Source organism: Peribacillus kribbensis DSM 17871 (assembly GCF_000430765.1).
Classification (GTDB): domain Bacteria; phylum Bacillota; class Bacilli; order Bacillales; family DSM-1321; genus Paraperibacillus; species Paraperibacillus kribbensis.
Map to the genome: position 1 here is coordinate 44646 of NZ_KE387243.1, position 18971 is coordinate 63616.

An 18971-nucleotide genomic window follows, 5' to 3' on the forward strand; every position below is an offset into this window, starting at 1 on the left:
GTTTACATAGAGGATTAATTTAGATTTATAATTAAACTAAAAAAAAATATTGTCTCATTAATAATTGTAAAGAATATTAGAGGGGATCTTAAATGTTCTCTTTTCTATTGATAAAAATCAACAACGTCGTTTAACAGAGTGTTACATAAAAAGATCCCTTATTAGGGATCAATCCAGGGTATATTCCACCTGCTGTTCTGGTGTAATATCCTCATATGTGTCATTATCCGCTGATGAAATAAAAACTAATTTCAACTTATGAATATCTTCCTTGCCTTTACCTAATACTATTCCATAAAAATCTTCCTGGGTGACTTTCCCCAAAAATTCATTATCAAAATTAGATGTTAGAATACTTTGGTTCGGGTCCAACTGCTCCCCTTTATCGGTTACAACTCTATGCAAGCTATTCCAAGCGATATTCTTACAACTTGAATAAGAGTGAATAATCATAAAAAAAAATGGGAGCCCCTTTATCATTTTGGGATTCCCAATATTACGGAACTTCTATCTGTTTTAAACCGTTTCATTTTTGATGGTTTTTGCATTGGTATGATTACACTCACTTACGGGCTTAGTTGCATGTCCTTGGTCATCAGTACACCAAGACTGAGATTGAAACGCGAGAAATATTCCCACCCATCGATTTTCTTCCTCAAAGTGAATAAGAACGCCGCCATCTTGCCATATTCCATCGTCACTTTGCCACCTGGAACTATTCCCTGGCTTCATATGAATATCGTGAATGCCTCTGCCTGGTGAAAAACCAAAGTATTTGTCTTTTCCATTTTCATGTTTAAACTTTTCTCCATAGGCATAAACTGTAGCATTCTTACTTTTCGCTTCATTTATATTGTTACTGACTTTTTCAGAGAAGAGATTACCTTTTGTATGCTTAAGGAGATGGTGATTACCGAATTAAAATGCAATAACGAAACAATTGCTACCAAATCTCCAAACGCTTCATGGTGCGCATGATATTCAGGAGTATCTTTACCTAAACGTGGCCATCCAATTGTTGAATTTTTAATGGTATGACCTGTTTCTATGAGCTAGTACATCAAAGTTTTCACAATAAGGGTTCGTATTATCAATACTGCCATCCGGGTTACGACCAAATCCAAATTCTAGAAAACCGTATCCAGAGTGGGCATTCTCCCAATCTACTCGTACAATTAGTTCGTTTTAGAGAAATCTCTGTGGAAAAACCACTTAATTGGGTGTCCCAAATATCTAAGACACGTCTAACAGTAGCAAACATGGTCCTAAAGGATAATGCAAATATCATTTGGGTTGATATAGTCAAAATGTCCTTGTGCGTCTGGCATCACAGGCGGAAAATGGGCCTCCTTATATGGAGGACCTTCTCCTTCAAACCGATACTCCCTTTTGTCCTTAGCATCATTTAGGTACATTTTATTATCCTCTGGTCCTGCATTAATTGAATAATGATTAAAACGACGAAACAATGTCTGCCGCTGAAAAGCTTATATTAATAAATATACGGGAATAAGGGATTATAAACATTGTTTAAGTAGAAAACACGTATTGTACGCCTTTTATGGGTTATCCATACTATTCGAATGAAGATGAGGGAGTTCATAACTATTATTACAATGATGATGTATGAGGGGGTTCTACCGCTGGCATATCCTGGATCCGATACGATTTGCGGAGGACCTATAGGTGACGACCTAGCAAAGTGGCGTAAACAAGAATGGTCTTTTTGAACGACAGGATGACGTTTCATCGGTTGTTTATTGGTATCAAAGTGAGACACACAACAAGTTCAATCCTTTGATGAGGAAAGAGGATCGTCATCAAAGATAAACTTCCGAACCCTGCTATTAGCAGGGTTCGTTTTAGGTGGTCATTTATTATTAGCAGATGGAAAGATAGTGACCCAAAACAATACGCTAACCGCCGTTCATCTGCTCCACAAGTGTCTCGGTATATATATAGTCAAGGAAGAACAAGATTATTAGCTGTCATTTACGGCTTGAATATTGACGTTGCGCATTTGAGTAGTTTGGCAGAAAAAATGCCAGGTAATGGTGGCATTTGCAGGGTTATATAGTTGGGATTATTTAACATACTAGTAGTAACATAATAAACGGAATTAAGCATATGTAGAGCCCTTGAAACCAAGAAGTTGTTTTTCTAGGATTTGGCCAAGGCTATAAAAATTATTATGGTACCCTAACTAAGTTAGAGCTGTTTCGTTCAATCAAAGTGGGCTTCAATTTGATTTGAACAGGTTTAGAAGATACTTCATTTTCCATCCGATTTAATAATAGTTCAAACGTTGTTGTTACCATTTCCTCGATAGGCTGATGGATGCTTGAAATCCCCATGATTTTTGCAAGGTATGTGTCATCAAATCCAATAATGTTTAGATCCTCTGGCACGGAAATTCCTCTATCTTTAGCAGCATTTATGAATTCTAGAGCCATAATATCATTTGCTGCAAATGCACATGTAAAATCAATAATATTCCCTACTTGATTCAAATAGGATTCAATATCACGCCGCATTAGTATATTATTCGTGGAGGATTCCTCTAGCTGAACATAATTCTCTTCTTTTAATTTCATACCATTTTCGTTTAATGCCATTCGGTAACCAAAATATTTGTCATCAGGTTCAGTTCCAATGAATCCAAATGATTTATGGCCGGAATGGATAAACTTTTCCGCTACTATTTTCCCAGCTAAAGCATGATCGAGACCTACACTATCCAAAAATTTACGGTTTTGAGTGATTACGACTGATGGAGTCGATAGCTTGCTGATTCGCTCGACATTATAATCACCAGTTGGGACAATAATCATTCCATCCACTTGACGGGAGATAAAATTCTGAACGCTCTCCCATTCCTGAATGGGATTATGGTTTGAATTATGCAACAGAATGTTATAACCATGTTTGCGTGCTTGCGACTCCAATTGATCTATTAATTCAATAAAATAGGGATTATATGTTTCTGTAATGCAAACACCGATGATGTGTGAATGACTCCTTTTTAGTGTTTGTGCTGCTTTATTGGGAATAAATCCAACTTTGTCAATAACATCAAGAACACGTTTAGCGGATTCTTCGTTGACTCCTGTATTTCCATTTATTACACGTGAAACGGTAGACTGCGAAACGTTGGCTAGTTTTGCAATCTCCTTCATTGTCATTTTCATATTATGACTCCTTTTGGAATACGTATTCAGTATGATAATTTTATTCGAACAACTTAACTTCCCACTTAATCATATAAATAAATTAGAAATTTGTAAACGCTTAAAAATAATTGTTGACAGAAAATTTTAAACATTGTAACATTTTAACCAGAAACCGTGAATACGTTTTCACGGTTTATTCAAAAACAAGGGGGTTCTATGAAAGTATGAGAAAAGTATTCTTGTTTATGACAATTGTGGCTTTAGCTTTATCCTTAATTGGATGTAAATCTAAAGGAGCCAGCAGTAATGAGAAAATCGTAATTTGGACCCAAGCTTCAGCAGATCACCCAGAAGGCAAAATGTTTGCAGACCGAGTGAAAAGTTATAATGAAAAACATCCAAGTGGACCAAAAGTGGAAATTCAAAATATTACACGCGCAGGCGCTGGTTCTGGTTACATAGATAAATTAAATGCAGCAATTACAGCAAACAACATGCCTGACATATTTACACTTGATGGGCCTGACATTGCAGCATATGCTGACTCAGGACTTCTTGGCGAGTTAGATGACTACATGAGTGACGGATTTAAAGATGGATTTACAAAAGCTATTGTAGAACAAGGAACCGTTAAGGGGAAGTTTTACGGAATGGGATACTCCGATTCTGGCGTAGCCGTTATGTATAACGAGGATATGATTAATGCACTTCCTAAAGATGTAAAAGCATTAATCCCAGCAGCCGATCAAGACTGGACTTGGGATCAATTTTTGACACTGACAAGGAAAATCGATGAATTTGCAAAGACCACCAACAATCCTGCGTTTGCTAACTATGAAGCGGCTGTCAGTACACTATTAACTGATGTAGCAAGCGGGGTTTATGAAACAGGAACATATTATTTCACACCTCTTCTTTGGGGAAATAACACCAACATCGTGGGCAAAGATGGTGTGACTGTAGATGGAGTATTAAATAGCGAAAAGTCGGTGGAGGCTCTAACAAAATTTGCTCAATTGTTTAAAGAACCAGCTCTAGCTAGTGTATCAGAATCAGAAAAGGCATTTCACTCTGGCAAGACCGCGTTATCTGTCAGCGGTTTCTGGTATGTAAATGAATTGACAAATAACTATCCTGACTTAAAGTTCAGAACAGTCCGCTATCCGAAAATGAATAAGGACTTTGATGGTTTATATACACCATCCGGAAGCTGGGCATTTGTTCGCAATGGTCAAGAGGAAGATGAAAAACGAGCTAAAAAAGTAGTTGAAGTCATGGAATGGTTGAATAATGATGAAGCATCAAAAGAGTATTATCATAAGAATGGATCAATTCCTACAAGGGTCAATTCTATATCCGAAATCGATACCAAAACTGATAATAAGTACCACAACGAAGCTTGGACAGTTTTAAAATATCAAGTTGAAAACACCAATAAAGCCCGTCCTGTATCTCCAGGATACCCGTACCTTTCTGAAACATTTGCAAAAGATATACTTTTAAAGATTGCGCAAAATAAAGTAACAGATTCAGCAACCATCAAAAAATACACTGATGATGCAGTTAAAAAGATTGATAAGGAATTCGAGAAATATAGAAAGTAATTTTGAGATAAAGAGAGTGGGGTCTCCTACCTCACCTCTTTATTTATAAAAAGGATGTGAAAACATGAAATTAGAGAAAAGAAGCCCGTTCATACAAGTGAGAAATACAACGGAACATTATCGGCAAAGCCAGCATTATAAGAAGGGTGAAGTAATTTCGGCTTACGGCTTTTTAACTCCAGCCGTGATTCTTGCACTTTTGTTCATCGTTCTTCCAATCATCTTGGCCTTTACGTATGGATTTACCGATTATTATTTATTAAAGCCTAATGATAAACATTTTAACGGCTTAGATAATTTTAAACAAATGCTGTCTGATGATGTATTGAAACAAAGTTTTCTCAATACCATTAAATTCGTCGTCCTGGTTGTCCCGCTTCAGCTTTCTATGGCACTCGGTTTAGCCTTAATCGCGAATAAGAAAATAAGAGGCGTCGGTGTTTTCCGAACCGCATATTTTTCACCGGCCGTTCTATCCTTGGTCGTCATCTCAATCCTTTGGACGGTGATGTTGAACCCGACATCAGGACTTATCAATGAAATCTTATCGAATCTGGGAATTGGAAAACAGCCTTTCCTCTCAAGTGCTTCCCAAGCTATGTATACTATTGTTTTCATTTCCGCCTGGTCCGGTTGTGGATACCAGATGATGATCTTTTTAGCTGGGCTAAAGAACATTGACCATCAGATGTACGAAGCGGCAGAAATTGATGGCGCCAATCCTTTTCAAAAGTTTTTTTATATCACACTACCATCATTGAAACCAATAACGATGTTTTTGGTTATCACTACGACCATTCAGGCCTTTAAACTGATTGTTCAGCCAATGGTCATGACAGGCGGAGGTCCTGATTACTCAACAATGACTATTTTGCAATATATCTATGAATACGGATTCCGTCATAGAAATATTGGATATGCGTGTGCAATCACTTTGATGTTTACGTTGTTTCTGGTAATCCTATCTATTGGAATTAAAAAGTTATTTAGAGAGGAGAACGTTGCATGAAAATGGTAAAGAAGTGCTTGTTTTATATAGTAGCCATAGCGATCGCTCTTCAATTTATTACTCCACTGGTATGGATGGTGCTTTCTTCTTTTAAGATTGACGAGGTTATCTACAAGGACATTGGCAGTATTTATGCTATATTCCCTAGATTTTCCGATCTTTCCTTGAAGTCTTATACGGAATTATTGGGTTTCTATAATATTTTTCGAAATCTATTAAATAGTCTCCTTTACGCATCTCTCACTGTTGTGTTCGGATTGACAATCAATTCGTTAGCGGGATATGCACTAGCCAGATTTAAATTCCCATTTAAAGATGGAATTCTAATTTTTATTATTGCTTTAATGATTGTACCGGTTGAAGCGACCATTCTTCCTTTGTTCTCAGTAGTGAATGAAATGGGTCTAATTAATACGATACCCGGGTACCTTCTTCCTTTTATCGTAAATGTGATGAATATTTTCTTATTCAGGCAGCACTTTCTATCATTCCCCGGCGAACTCATTGAATCAGGGAAAATAGATGGTCTAAGTGAAATTGGCTGTTTCTTAAGGATTGTTATTCCATCCAGCCTGAATATGTATATCACAGTAGGAATTCTAACATTCCTCGCTTCTTGGAACGATTTCTTATGGCCGGTCATGGCTTTATCGAATGCAGATCTAATGCCCATCCAAGTGGCTTTGAATGCTATTTTTAGTGATACATATAACATTTTTACAAGCCATATCATGGCTGCGTTAACAATTGTCACTATACCAATTGTGATACTATATATTATTTTTCAGAAATATATTGTTGAGGGCTCAGTCCAAAGTGGAATTAAATAAGAGGGGTGCACAATGAATCGATTACAAAAAGCGAACGAATATATACAGCAAAGTAAAGAGAAAGTGACTAGCAGGCCATTATATCATTTCTCTCCTGAAATCGGGTGGATGAATGATCCAAATGGATTTATTTTTTTCGAAGGGGAGTACCACCTTTTTTATCAGCATAACCCTTATGATATTGTTTGGAATGATATACATTGGGGACATGCAAAAACAAAGGACTTTATAAATTGGGAGTATCTGCCTGAGGCGCTGGCTAATGATAAGGCGTACGATACAAACGGCTGTTTCTCAGGAAGTGCCATTGAAAAAGAAGGGAAATTATATGTGATGTATACTGGCCATATTGATCCGAATCTTGGATTTGATAGAGATGAGCCAGAGATTTCGCAGAGTCAGTGTCTAGCATATTCAAGTGATGGGGTGAATTTCGAGAAGTATCCACTAAATCCGGTAATTGGAAAAAAGCAGCTTCCAGAGGGTTACTTGATCTGTGATTTTAGGGATCCCAAGATACTTGAAGTTGACGAAGTTTTTTACTGTGTTTTGGCAGTAAGAAACGAGCAGCGACGCGGTGAAATTCTTATGTTTAAGTCCCACAACTTGTTAGACTGGACGTTCCATTCATCGATTTATCAGACGAAGTTTGATGATAATACATTATTGGAATGCCCTGATTTGTTTCGGATTAATGACAAGGATGTATTGTTATTTTCGGAAATGCCATGTGACCCCGAATATAGTGATCAAATTAAAAATAAAACTGCCTACGTGATTGGGGAAATGGACTTTGAACATGGTGTGTTTACAACACACAAAAAAGGACTGCTAGATTATGGTCATACCTTTTACGCTCCTCAATCGACACAAGGTAAAGACGGAGAAAGAGTATTAATGGGATGGATGCATCGCTGGCACGATACTATGCCTCCGAAAGAATATGGATACAACGGAATGATGTCCATTCCTAGACAGCTAAGTATAAAAAATTCTGTATTATTTCAAACGCCTTTTATCGATCATCAAAAGTATTTTCGAGAATCTGAAGTTTTTGAGAATATTAACTTGCAGTCGGAAATGAATATTGCTGGGACTGAAGCAGGATACTTAAAGGTTATATCAAACGAAAATACAAAGAAAATCACCATTGAGTTAAACAAAAACGAGGAAAAGTCCACAAGTTTTGAGTTTAATTTAGAGAAAAACATACTATTAATTAATTCTGATTATGGTTCTCAGGAACCAATTGTCCTTGACAACTGCTTTGGTGCTTTCAAGGGAGAGAAGACGCTAGAATTTTATTTTGATTTACATTCTGTTGAATTGTTTCTCAATTCGGGGGAAAAAGTTGTTAGCTTTACAGCTTATGACCAAAATAAAGGTACGGGCATATCCATTACGGGTGTGAAGACGGAATTAAAAGAAGTTCGGTTTGAAGCTTTTGGATCTTAAACGGGGCCCTACACCATCAAAGTAAATAATGTGCCAATATGATGCCGATTTAAAAGTAGGAAGTAGACAGACAAGTTTGTCGCTTTCTTTTAAAAAATAATAGATTCTATTTTATTGAAGTAGTATGCACCACAATTTTTTAAAACATCGGAAATAGATTATTACCTATAATTTATTTGATATCTTATGCGGGACGCTCTTGGGGGCGTCCTGTTTGCATAGTGACTTTATATCATGATGTCAATCGGATTCGGAAATTTTCTTGCTAACCAATGGTTTATAACTAAGAATTTATTTAGCTGTCAAAATAGAACAAAAAATGGTAACAGTACTTTGAACAAACGTTTAATAAGAATAAATAAGAAACCCACTATATAAGGATTTCAGCCAATAAAGTATTAAATACATGTTGAACATCTATGGTCCCAATGTTTAGGTTAATGCTCACTTGAATTTCCTTCCATGTTATATTCACACCTAACGACCTGAAGGGGAGGAGCTACTGCTTTGAATGCAGAAATCCTATGGAGGCAAACAGTAATGTTGAGAAAATCTCAGAGAAGGATACTTAGCTGGTGGGGAGGCCTTCTCTTCTTATTACAATAAAGTCCTAATCCCTAAATAGGTCTTTCTTTTACACCTGATTATATCCACCATATTTTGTTAGATGTATGCCCCCATGTCTTAAACATGAGGGCGGCGAAAGTTATGCTTTGAAAGGCATGATATTTCCACAAGATGCACAAGTAAATAGGTTAATTGCGTTTCCAGTAGCAGCCATGATTGCAGGTGGATTTTGGTTAGTGTCCACTACAGAAATAAAATGTGCTGTTCCTGGCTCAGGATTCATTCTTGATATATTTATACCTTCACAATGAGTACATTTAGTTGGATGTGCCATGATTTTCACCTCTTTTCCTAACTTAGTATATTCGACACGTTTTTTTTATATTCCTTTTTACTAGATATATAGTGATATAAATTATCGATAATTAGAGGTTGGTGACATGTAATGAACGAAAAACAGAAACGATTTGCTGATTATTACATTGAGACAGGAAATGCCGGTGAAGTTTATGCCAGGGCAGGCTAAAAGGTGAAGAATCCTGACGTAGCTAAGGTGGCTGCTAGTAGGCTGTTAACCAATGTTAACGTTAAAACAAATATCGACAACATTTAAATGGCTTTTCATCAACAGTGAAAATGTTATTAAAATCGTTTATCCGTACTTGATTTTTATATGCAAAAACAGTTAATTGAAAAATTTGTATATTAAAAATATAATGAAAATTAAGTATATTTAACAAAAGTTAAATATAGTGAAAGGAGGTTAAAGATGTAAGGGCATAAAAATGAAGTGCCAAAAACCGGGATGGGTGAGCCTCTTGTTTCATTAACAGCCACTTAGACAAAAATTAAATTTTATCCTTACTATCACCATTTACCCGGATCTTCCAGCGAGATTTTCTTACATCAAGGAGCAGTTGAAAGATTGTATAAAGCAGCCGGATTACTCCCACCGATACTAAATCTGTTCTTTTGGATGGCTGAAGGTCCTATGAAACACAATATGCAATCTATCACAATACGAAAAAAATGTTTCAACAAATGGGATACTCCCCCAAAAAACCGATGAGGAGCTTACTAAATACGTCGCAAATCCTTCAAAAAGCCCGTTTTCCCCTTTTCCTCATTTAACAGGAGGAGCTGTAGACGTTACTATGGCTGAGCGATGAAAATGGATGGCTGAATATGGGTACTGACTTCGATGAATTTCATGAAAAAGCCAAATCAAATTGGTTTGAATTGAAACCCCTTTTAACTTCAACCTAGAAAACCGCAGATTATTAAAACACACTATGGAAAGTGCTGGTTTTACTTCATACGAACAAGAATAGTGGCACTTCGATTTAGGTAATCAAAGCTGGGCATGTCTAACAGATAATATCCCCATTTATGCTTATATCGACAGAATGTAATGCTACATAACTCCAAGTACCAGCATCAACAAAATTTCCCTGAACTTCTGAATATCAATCACATCTTTTCTAATATTCTTATGAGGAGGACTACTATGAAAAAAAAGTTATTCATTTGGATATTGATTATGGCTGTTATTGCCATGCTAAGTGCTTGTACAAAAAATGCCAATTCGAATGCAAATAGCACAAAAAACGAAGCCAATACAGCTGCAGAGAAAAATGGCGGCACCAATGATAGATTAACAGTGGGCATCATGGCTGACCAAGGCACCTTGGACCCTGCAGTTACGATGGACAACTCTGCGTGGAAAATCACCTATCCAGCCTATGAACGTTTAGTTGATTATGACGGTTCTTCCACAAATGTTAAGCCAGGTTTAGCAAAAGAGTGGAAGGTAAGCAAAGACGGAAAAACATGGACGTTTACACTTAATGAAGGACATAAATTTGCCGATGGAAGTTCAGTTGATGCGGAAGCTGTAAAGTTTAGTTTCGAGCGCTTATTAAAAATAGGCAAAGGCCCCTCCGAGGTATATGGTGTGATTTCACAAATTAAGGCAGAAAATCCAACTACAGTAACCATGGTACTTAAGGAAAACTTTCCTCCATTCCTATCAACATTAGCCGCCAACTATGGAAACATTGTCAGTCCAAAGGTAAAGGAACATGAAGTCAATGGAGATCTAGGCCAGAACTATCTAGCTAACAACACGATGGGCAGCGGTCCTTACAAGATGGCTAATTGGAAAAAAGGAGAATATATTCAATTAGGCCTCAACCCCAACTCCAGGGTAAAACCGGCAATAAAGAATGTATATTTTAAGATCGTCGGAGATCCTTCTGCGCAAAAACTGCAGCTTGAAAAAGGTGATATTGACATAGCAGAGGGAATCCCAGTCGAACAGTTAAAAAGCCTTAAGTCGGCGAGTAATGTGACCGTATTACAAAGGCCTAGTTTATTGGTAGACTATGTCTATATCAATACCAGTAAAGGAAATAACGCGTTGAAAAACGTGAAAGTACGACAGGCATTAAATTATGGTATTGATTATAAATCGTTGATTGATGCGGTTCAGCAAGGCCTAGCTACGCAAATGCGCGGCCCCATTCCTAAAGGTTTATGGGGATATGACGATCAAGCCAAACAATATAACCATAATGTAGATAATGCGAAGAAGCTATTAGCTGATGCAGGCGTAAAAAATCTTACTTTAAATTTACTTTACTCGGATAATAAAACCTGGTGGGAAACCGAAGCGTTAACGATTCAAGCTAATTTGGCTGAAATTGGAGTCAAGGTTAAATTAAAAAAGGTTGCCTATGCAATGTCACGGGATATGATCGACAAAGGCGATTTTGATTTGGCGCTCGGAGTCTGGAGCCCAGACTTTGGAGATCCTTATGCCTTTTTAAATTACTGGCTGGACTCCAAGAATTTCGGTTTATCCGGTAATCGTGCTTTCTATAAAAATACTGAAGTTGACACCCTGCTTCATCAGGCTGCAACTATTAATAATCAGCGTGAACGGGAAACCATTTATAAAAAAGTACAAACGATTGAGTTAGATGATGCACCTTATATTCTTCTGTATCAAAAGGATTTCATGCTTCCTATGAGCAAAAAAGTTAACGGCTTTACTTACAACCCAATGCTTGAAGGCATCTATAATTTAGCAGAAATATCGAATTAACATCATTGTTTGGGAGTGTTTCTCATGAAGAAAATGATTATGAAACGATTAGCGTTACTTGTTTTCGTCGTATTTGGAGTAACCTTTGTATCTTTTTTCTTATCCCACATCATTCCAGGTGATCCGGCCAGAATGATGGTTGGGCAAAGAGCCAGTGAAGAAACACTCAAGCAAGTTAGGGGACAATTGGGTTTGGACCAACCGGTCTGGATCCAATATGTTACCTATGTAAAAAATGTCATCAGTGGAGATTTAGGGACATCCATCCGCACCCAGAAACCCGTGCTGGATGATTTAACAGCCTTTTTCCCGGCTACACTTGAGCTTGCGATGGCGGCATTCTTTATTGCTCTGTTAATAGGAATTCCATTGGGCGTCCTGGCAGCAGTTAAAAAAGATCGGTTTTGGGATCACTTTTCCCGGCTGTTTTCCATTAGTGGTGTGTCTATGCCGGTTTTTTGGAGCGGATTAATCATTATTCTACTATTTTATGGCTATCTAGGCTGGTTCCCGGCAAGCGGCCGTATTGATTTGAATATTAATCCTCCAACTAGAGTAACCGGATTCTATTTAATAGACAGCTTGCTAAGTGGTGATATCGTAGCTTTTAAAAGCAGCCTTAAACATATCCTGCTTCCCGCCCTTGTTCTGTCATATGCTCAACTTGCAGTTATTACGCGTCAAGTTCGGGCCAGCATGTTAGAAGTCCTTGGACAAGATTATATCCGGACTGCCATGGCCAATGGGATTCATGGCTGGGTTTTGTTATATCGCTATGCCTTGAGAAACGCCCTAATTCCAACCGTTACTGTTGTAGGGATTTCATTTGGCTCTCTATTAGGCGGTGCAGTGGTCACCGAAACCATCTTTGGCTGGCCAGGTATGGGCAAATATGTCGTAGACTCCATATCATACCTTGATTTTCCTGCCATAATGGGCTTCACGCTTTTGATATCAATTGGGTATGTGTTAATTAATCTTGTTGTAGATTTAACCTATTATTTCCTAGATCCACAGTTGAGAGAAAGTGAGGTGGATTAAATTGAGTGCGGAAATACAGACTGTAAAACAAATAGAAAAACCGATAACTATTCACCCAGTCTGGTATAAATTAAAAAACAATAAAATGACATGGATAGGATTTGTTATTATATTTGTCATCATTCTTACCTCCTTGCTCGCGCCTGTTTTGACTTCATACGACCCAACCAAAATTTATATTGTTGAAAAATTCCAAGGCCCTTCGGGTAAACATTGGTTTGGAACAGATGAAGTGGGAAGGGATATTTTATCAAGAATCCTATATGGGGGCAGACTTTCACTGGGAATGGGTGTTTTGGCCATTCTGATTACCGCAGCTATTGGAATTGTTTTGGGAACCATTTCCGGCTTTTTTGGCGGGTATATTGATCAAATTATAATGAGGATAATGGACATGATCCTAGCCTTCCCAACTTTAATTTTAGCGATGGCCTTGGCTGCGGCACTGGGTCCAAGCCTGCAAAACGCTATGCTGGCAATCGCTATTGTCAAAATTCCTGTTTACGTTCGGTTAGCGCGCAGTGAAACCTTAGTTCTCCGCGAGAAGCTTTTTGTAAAATCAGCTATTACCTTTGGAATTCATCCTGTAAGGATTATATTAAAGCATATCGTCCCAAACTCCTTATCACCTGTGATAATCCAAGCTACCCTTGATATCGGCGATGCGATATTGATGATTGCCACCCTTGGATTTCTTGGCCTCGGAGCTCAGCCTCCTACACCAGAATGGGGGGCAATGATAAGCATTGGTTGGAAATACTTGCTGGATTTCTGGTGGTATCCAACTTTTCCGGGAATATTTCTCTTCATGTCTTCCTGTGCCTTTAATTTAATCGGTGACGGGATTCGTGACATTCTTGATCCAAAGTCGAATAGTTAGGAGGCAGCTATGTTACTTGAAATGAAAGATGTATCAGTAGAATTTACTGGAATGAGAGGAAGCGTGCAAGTACTTAAAAATATAAGTTTGAACATTTCAAAAGGAGAAATTTTAGGGATTGTAGGTGAATCGGGCTCTGGAAAATCGGTGACGGCCCTATCTATCCTGCGCTTATTGGGGAATAACGCCAAAACGTCTAATGGCGAAATCCTTTTTAATGGAACCGATCTTTTAAAAATAAGAACAAAAGAAATTCAAGCCTTAAGAGGTAAAAAGATTGGTATGGTCTTTCAAGAGCCCATGACTGCCCTACATCCAACCATGAAAATTGGACGACAGCTGGCTGAGGTCATCGAAAGGCACCGGGCCGTATCAAAAAAAGCGGCCTTTCGCTTGGCGGTTCAAGCTTTAAAAGACGTTCACATACATGATCCAGAACTGGTCGCTGCAAAATATCCTTTTGAATTAAGCGGAGGTATGCGCCAGCGGATTGTAATAGCTTTAGCAATGGCTGCACCGCCTGATTTACTTATTGCCGATGAACCAACCACCGCATTAGATGTCACAATTCAAGCAGAGATTTTAAATTTAATTAAAGAATTGAATAATAAAAATGACACCTCTGTCCTGATAATAACTCATGATATGGGTGTGATTTCACAACTTTGCCAGCGGACGTTAGTCATGTACGGGGGTGAAATTGTTGAATCTGGTTCAACAAATGGAGTATTAAAAAACCCAAAACATCCGTATACAAAAGCATTGCTGAATGCCCTTCCCGATTTAGCAGATCCAGCCCAACCATTACAAGCAATTCCAGGAGAAATCATGGATCTTCGTCATCGTCCTAATGGCTGCTCCTTTGCTGCCCGCTGCTCAATAGCGGGAGAATATTGCCGTACCCACCAACCTGCCCTTGTAGAGATTTTGCCTCAGCATTATACCGCTTGTTGGAAAGGAGAAAAAGAACAAAATGATTGATATCCATCAAGTTAGAAAAACATTTAAAACCGGGGCAATGAAGATTGACGCTGTAAAGGACACAAATTTGTCCATACAGCAAGGGGAAACTGTTGGCCTTGTTGGAGAATCAGGTTCTGGAAAAAGTACATTGGGTAAAATGCTGAGTGGGCTGGAAACACCAACGGATGGAATGATAGCCTATAAAGGAATTGAACTCTGGAAGAAAAAGAAATTTAAACGACTCCGGCCGGGTGAAATCCAAACAGTCTTTCAGGATCCACAATCCTCTTTAGACCCCAGAATGAGGGTAAAAGATATTATCCTAGAGCCTCTATTGGCGTTAAATTCAAAAGAACGAAAAGAAAAAGGAAAAATGGAAAGACTCATTTATTTAATGAAAAGGGTTGGATTAAAGGAAGACCATATGAATCGTTACCCACATGAATTCAGTGGTGGACAACGTCAGCGAATTGCAATTGCCCGTGCACTAATAACAGATCCTCAGTTTATGATTTTAGATGAGCCAACATCCGCTTTAGACATTTCCGTCCAAGCGCAGGTTCTAAATTTATTGAAGGAATTAAAAAGAGAAAAGAATTTAACCTATATTTTTATTTCTCATAACATGTCAGTGATCCGATATATGTGTGATAGAGTAGCGGTTATGTATAAGGGGAAAATCGTGGAAATAGGTCCCGTTCAATCCATTTTTCAAAATCCTAAACATCCTTATACTAAAATTCTACTCTCTTCTCTTCCCAGCTTATTTGAAGAAACGAAAGAAAAAATTAACTTTTCACATCCTCCTAGCTTAAGTTCTGAGTCAGCCTGTGTATTTTACCAGAAATGTCCACTAAGGCAGGAAATTTGTCTTAAAGAACCATGTTATCAACCAGCCTCAGAAAACCACACTTTTTCTTGCCACTTACAATAAAGGGAGGAAAAAACGTGTTGCAAGGAAGAAAAATCCGTGAACTAAGGAAGAACAAAAACTTAACTTTAAAGGAATTAGCTGTACAAACAGGTTTGAGTTCAAGCCTTTTATTTCAGATTGAACGAGATCTGGTGGATCCAACTGTAACAACTTTCTGGAAAATTTGCGGCATTATCAAAGCAATTGCCTTTCGGGGACATGCTTGTGATGATGCCGTTTTTTTCTGCCGCATTTTGAGATTGTGCTAAAGGACGTTGATTTTATAGCCAAGTTGATTGGAGCGGAAGGCACGAAGACTCCTGCTGCGGGAGCGGAAATCAACAGCCAAGTTTGACAAAGGCAAAAATTAAAAAATAATTGACGAAATTTTCTAAATTGTTTAAACTTTAGAATATAAAGTTATAGCTTCAAATAAAATGTAATTTTGAAGTTTTTACTTTAAAAAGTAAAAAGGGGGTTATGGGAATTGAATTGATCCATGCGATTAAAATTCTTAACTATGGAGGTTTTATATGATTTCTCATAATGAAGTGGCCTATATGTCTGCAAGTGAAATAGCTGCTAAAATTAAAGACCTTGAATTTTCCCCTGTAGAAGTGACAGAGGCCTTTATCAATCGTATTGAAGAAAGAAATAAAAGTTTAAATGCTTTTGTCTACTTTGGATATCAAGACGCATTGAACAAAGCAAAAGAGACAGAACGGTCTTTGTTAGCCGGTGAAGATGTTGGCATGTTTCATGGTGTGCCTTCAGCTTTAAAAGATTTGTTTGGCGCCAAGCCTGGCTGGATTTCTACTTTTGGAGGCATCAGAGCATTTAAAGATAACGTAGTAAACCATTATTGTGCCTATGGGGAGCGCTTTGAAAAGGCAGGTGGAATTTTACTAGGTAAAACAAATAGTCCCGTTTTAGGTTTTCGTGGGGTGACAGATAATTATTTGTTTGGACCTACACGAAACCCATTTGATTTAAGTAGAAACGCAGGGGGATCATCTGGTGGAAGCGCCGCGGCAGTTGCTGATGGTCTCGTTCCAATTGCTCAAGGATCGGATACTGGTGGATCCACTCGTATCCCAGCGGCATGGTGTGGAATATATGGTTTTAAGCCTTCTGGTGGACGTGTGCCTTTCTTAGGAAGACCTGACGGTTTTAGAACTTACATATTTTCAACTGAGGGAACACTGACACGAACCGTCGAGGACGCAGCACTAAGTCTTAGTATGTTAACGGGATATGACAATCGAGATCCTTATAGTCTAAATGAAAAAGTGGACTTCCGGTCGGCATTACATGGTTCTATCAAAGATTGGCGAATTGCCTACAGTCCAAATTTTGGCGTTTACCCTGTTGATAGTCGTGTTGCTCAAACGGTAGCCGAAGCAGTAAAGGTATTCGAACAGGCTGGAGCTACTGTTGAAGAAGTTGACATTGGTATTCCTTATGATCAACGGGAGTTAAGTGAACTCTTTAATCGGATTGTAATGAGAGGGTCAATTTCCATATTCGAAAATTATAAAAGTAAGGGAATAGATTTATTAAAGGATCATCGAGAAGATTTGCCTCCTCAGTATCTTGAATGGATTGAGAAAGCTTACCAGATGAACATGCTTGATGTTAACCAAGATCAAATTATGCGTACTACAATCTATGATGTGATTCAAAATGTATTTAAAGATTATGATTTATTAATAACACCAACAGTAGCCTCTCTTCCAACAGAAAATGGCCATTGGGGAAACACGCTTGGTCCGAGTCAAATTAACGGTGAAGAAATAGACTCATTAATTGGATGGTGTATGACCTATATCACCAATTTTACGGGTCATCCTTCTGCATCGATCCCTGCAGGGCTTTCAGACCAACTTCCCGTTGGAATGCAAATTATCGGAAAACGGTATGCAGATACCGATGTGATAACAGCTAGTGCTGTATTTGAAAAGCTGAAACCTTGGAATCATATTTATGAAATATGTAAGAATCGAATCTTAGACATTCATCAAATATCCTCAAGAAATTAACTTACCGCAAAATAAATCATTCTCCATTAGTAATAACAAACTTGCCAAGGTAAAAAAAGAATAAGAACTCCTTTTAATGCTTTACACATTTAATTCAAACCGGTTGGTAATTAACATTGATTTGGGAGGGAAATTATGGGACGTTTGCTAGAGTTTACACAGAATAAGTATTTTATCCTTTTTGTTCTTTTTGCAGGCTGGATGGTGGCATATTTAGACCGTATGGTAATGAGTGTCGCTCTTACATCAATAGGGGATGACCTTCATTTAAGTGCTGCATCATTAGGGGTTGTTCTAAGCAGCTTTTTTGCGGGTTATGCATTAATGCAAATTCCCGGAGGTGTACTTGCAGACAAGTACGGTTCAAAAAGAGTCATGATTTTATCACTTATTGCATGGTCCCTATTTACGGCGTTTACAGGCTTTGCGTGGTCATTGGTTTCTTTGCTCGTCATCCGTTTCTTCTTCGGAGTGGGCGAAAGCGGATTTCCGGCAGCTAGTTCAAAAGCAATAGCCGAATATTTTCCAAAGGCAGAACGTGCGAAAGCACAGTCCGCGATGTTATCTTCCAACGCGTTTGGCGCTGCTATCGCTCCGCTTTTTGCCGCACCAATGATGGTATGGCTAGGTTGGAGAAACATGTTTTTCGTCATTGCACTAGTTGGACTAGTTCTCGTGGCTGTCTATGGGATTGTTTTAAAGAAGCCGTTCAAACAAAAAGAGGAAGAAAAGCATGTGGAGACGAAACAAATTTCAATGAAAGATTTGCTGCGGACACCTATAATGTGGAAACTGGTTATTGCATGGTTTGGTTTAGATGTTGTGATTTGGGGTTTTGCATCATGGCTTCCGTCTTACCTTTTAAAAGTGCGTGAATTGGATCTTTTGCACGCTGGTTTTGTGGCATCTTTACCGTTTTTTGCAGGTGGAATTTCCATGGTATTAGGAGGATTGGTCGTAGATAAATACTTTGTAGGCCGTGAAAAATATTTCTCGATTGTTGTGACAATACTGGGAGCTCTGTTTTTATATCTCATGTTTAAAACACCTTCCCTTCAATTGGCAGTCACCTATCAAATCATCTCAGCCTTTTTCCTATATGCAGGTTTCGCAGGGATTTGGTCATTACCGTTGAAATTTCTCCCTACTGAAGTTATGGGATCTGCAGCTGGAATGATTAATTTCGGGGGCCAGGTAGCTGGCTTTGTGTCCCCGATGATCATGGGCTTTTTAATCACTGCTTTTAATGGTTCATACAATGCTGCATTCTGGTTTTTAATTCTTTCTTCCATTATCTCTGTAGTAGCTTGCTTTACACTTGGTGATACCAAAAAATCACTAGTATCAAAGGTAAAGAGTGCGTAGATTTTTAGTTCAATAATATTAAAGAAAAG

General features: G+C 38.2%; 16 protein-coding genes and 1 pseudogene. 13 read left to right on the forward strand and 4 right to left on the reverse strand.

The genetic code is table 11. The features are described from left to right. Positions 1-168: 168 nt before the first annotated feature. The 3 genes and pseudogenes from H539_RS0124015 to H539_RS0124030 form a co-directional block, all read right to left on the reverse strand. On the reverse strand, positions 169-453 hold the full coding sequence (locus H539_RS0124015) for a hypothetical protein (protein ID WP_155890239.1): 285 nt from the start codon (positions 451-453) through the stop codon (positions 169-171). A 63-nt stretch (positions 454-516) separates the two neighbouring features. After that, positions 517-879: pseudogene (locus tag H539_RS31135) on the reverse strand (DUF2278 family protein); the annotation flags it as partial. A gap of 1310 nt (positions 880-2189) precedes the next feature. Beyond that, positions 2190-3188 (reverse strand): LacI family DNA-binding transcriptional regulator, encoded by a 999-nt coding sequence (locus H539_RS0124030; protein ID WP_026695631.1) that lies wholly within the window; start codon positions 3186-3188, stop codon positions 2190-2192. Between the two features lie 206 nt (positions 3189-3394). Here H539_RS0124030 and H539_RS0124035 point away from each other — a divergent pair, with 206 nt between their 5' ends. From H539_RS0124035 to H539_RS29630, 4 genes are all read left to right on the forward strand, one after another. Continuing rightward, a complete protein-coding gene (locus H539_RS0124035; protein ID WP_026695632.1) occupies positions 3395-4774 on the forward strand; it encodes an ABC transporter substrate-binding protein in 1380 nt (459 codons plus the stop codon). 64 nt (positions 4775-4838) lie between these two features. Beyond that, positions 4839-5783 (forward strand): carbohydrate ABC transporter permease, encoded by a 945-nt coding sequence (locus tag H539_RS0124040; protein WP_081416026.1) that lies wholly within the window; start codon positions 4839-4841, stop codon positions 5781-5783. Then, a complete protein-coding gene (locus H539_RS0124045) occupies positions 5780-6613 on the forward strand; it encodes a carbohydrate ABC transporter permease (protein WP_026695634.1) in 834 nt (277 codons plus the stop codon). The genes H539_RS0124040 and H539_RS0124045 overlap by 4 nt, the downstream gene beginning before the upstream one ends. A gap of 12 nt (positions 6614-6625) precedes the next feature. After that, the gene (locus tag H539_RS29630) at positions 6626-8068 is read left to right on the forward strand and encodes a glycoside hydrolase family 32 protein (RefSeq protein WP_051348778.1); all 1443 of its coding nucleotides are present in this window, start codon (positions 6626-6628) and stop codon (positions 8066-8068) included. A gap of 706 nt (positions 8069-8774) precedes the next feature. Here the strand turns inward: H539_RS29630 and H539_RS0124055 are convergent. After that, positions 8775-8969, reverse strand: coding sequence for a hypothetical protein (locus tag H539_RS0124055; RefSeq protein WP_026695635.1), 195 nt, complete (start codon positions 8967-8969; stop codon positions 8775-8777). Between the two features lie 111 nt (positions 8970-9080). Here H539_RS0124055 and H539_RS32955 point away from each other — a divergent pair, with 111 nt between their 5' ends. From H539_RS32955 to H539_RS0124100, 9 genes are all read left to right on the forward strand, one after another. Beyond that, positions 9081-9161, forward strand: a complete 81-nt coding sequence (locus H539_RS32955) for a terminase small subunit (protein WP_081416027.1) — start codon at positions 9081-9083, stop codon at positions 9159-9161. Between the two features lie 981 nt (positions 9162-10142). Then, positions 10143-11741 carry an ABC transporter substrate-binding protein gene (locus H539_RS0124065; protein ID WP_026695636.1) on the forward strand — a complete coding sequence of 533 codons (1599 nt, stop codon included), beginning with the start codon at positions 10143-10145 and terminating at the stop codon, positions 11739-11741. Positions 11742-11765: 24 nt separating this feature from the next. Further along, a complete protein-coding gene (locus tag H539_RS0124070; protein ID WP_026695637.1) occupies positions 11766-12782 on the forward strand; it encodes an ABC transporter permease in 1017 nt (338 codons plus the stop codon). Between the two features lies 1 nt (position 12783). Beyond that, positions 12784-13662, forward strand: a complete 879-nt coding sequence (locus tag H539_RS0124075; RefSeq protein ID WP_051348779.1) for an ABC transporter permease — start codon at positions 12784-12786, stop codon at positions 13660-13662. A 9-nt stretch (positions 13663-13671) separates the two neighbouring features. Further along, a complete protein-coding gene (locus H539_RS0124080) occupies positions 13672-14643 on the forward strand; it encodes an ABC transporter ATP-binding protein (protein ID WP_026695639.1) in 972 nt (323 codons plus the stop codon). Further along, the gene (locus tag H539_RS0124085; protein WP_026695640.1) at positions 14636-15559 is read left to right on the forward strand and encodes an ABC transporter ATP-binding protein; all 924 of its coding nucleotides are present in this window, start codon (positions 14636-14638) and stop codon (positions 15557-15559) included. The genes H539_RS0124080 and H539_RS0124085 overlap by 8 nt, the downstream gene beginning before the upstream one ends. A gap of 14 nt (positions 15560-15573) precedes the next feature. Continuing rightward, on the forward strand, positions 15574-15807 hold the full coding sequence (locus H539_RS0124090) for a helix-turn-helix domain-containing protein (RefSeq protein ID WP_026695641.1): 234 nt from the start codon (positions 15574-15576) through the stop codon (positions 15805-15807). Between the two features lie 264 nt (positions 15808-16071). Next, complete coding sequence (locus H539_RS0124095; RefSeq protein WP_026695642.1) at positions 16072-17577, forward strand: amidase; 1506 nt, start codon at positions 16072-16074, stop codon at positions 17575-17577. 135 nt (positions 17578-17712) lie between these two features. Further along, positions 17713-18942: an MFS transporter gene (locus tag H539_RS0124100; RefSeq protein WP_035324005.1), complete on the forward strand. Its 1230-nt coding sequence runs from the start codon at positions 17713-17715 to the stop codon at positions 18940-18942. Positions 18943-18971: the final 29 nt, after the last annotated feature.

Coding starts and splice junctions, on each gene's coding strand:
- H539_RS0124070 (WP_026695637.1), top strand. CDS start 11,766: ATGAAGAAAATGATTATGAAACGATTAGCGTTACTTGTTTTCGTCGTA.
- H539_RS0124085 (WP_026695640.1), top strand. CDS start 14,636: ATGATTGATATCCATCAAGTTAGAAAAACATTTAAAACCGGGGCAATG.
- H539_RS0124080 (WP_026695639.1), top strand. CDS start 13,672: ATGTTACTTGAAATGAAAGATGTATCAGTAGAATTTACTGGAATGAGA.
- H539_RS0124095 (WP_026695642.1), top strand. CDS start 16,072: ATGATTTCTCATAATGAAGTGGCCTATATGTCTGCAAGTGAAATAGCT.
- H539_RS29630 (WP_051348778.1), top strand. CDS start 6,626: ATGAATCGATTACAAAAAGCGAACGAATATATACAGCAAAGTAAAGAG.
- H539_RS32955 (WP_081416027.1), top strand. CDS start 9,081: ATGAACGAAAAACAGAAACGATTTGCTGATTATTACATTGAGACAGGA.
- H539_RS0124030 (WP_026695631.1), bottom strand. CDS start 3,188: ATGAAAATGACAATGAAGGAGATTGCAAAACTAGCCAACGTTTCGCAG.
- H539_RS0124100 (WP_035324005.1), top strand. CDS start 17,713: ATGGGACGTTTGCTAGAGTTTACACAGAATAAGTATTTTATCCTTTTT.
- H539_RS0124045 (WP_026695634.1), top strand. CDS start 5,780: ATGAAAATGGTAAAGAAGTGCTTGTTTTATATAGTAGCCATAGCGATC.
- H539_RS0124040 (WP_081416026.1), top strand. CDS start 4,839: ATGAAATTAGAGAAAAGAAGCCCGTTCATACAAGTGAGAAATACAACG.
- H539_RS0124035 (WP_026695632.1), top strand. CDS start 3,395: ATGAGAAAAGTATTCTTGTTTATGACAATTGTGGCTTTAGCTTTATCC.
- H539_RS0124015 (WP_155890239.1), bottom strand. CDS start 453: ATGATTATTCACTCTTATTCAAGTTGTAAGAATATCGCTTGGAATAGC.
- H539_RS0124065 (WP_026695636.1), top strand. CDS start 10,143: ATGAAAAAAAAGTTATTCATTTGGATATTGATTATGGCTGTTATTGCC.
- H539_RS0124055 (WP_026695635.1), bottom strand. CDS start 8,969: ATGGCACATCCAACTAAATGTACTCATTGTGAAGGTATAAATATATCA.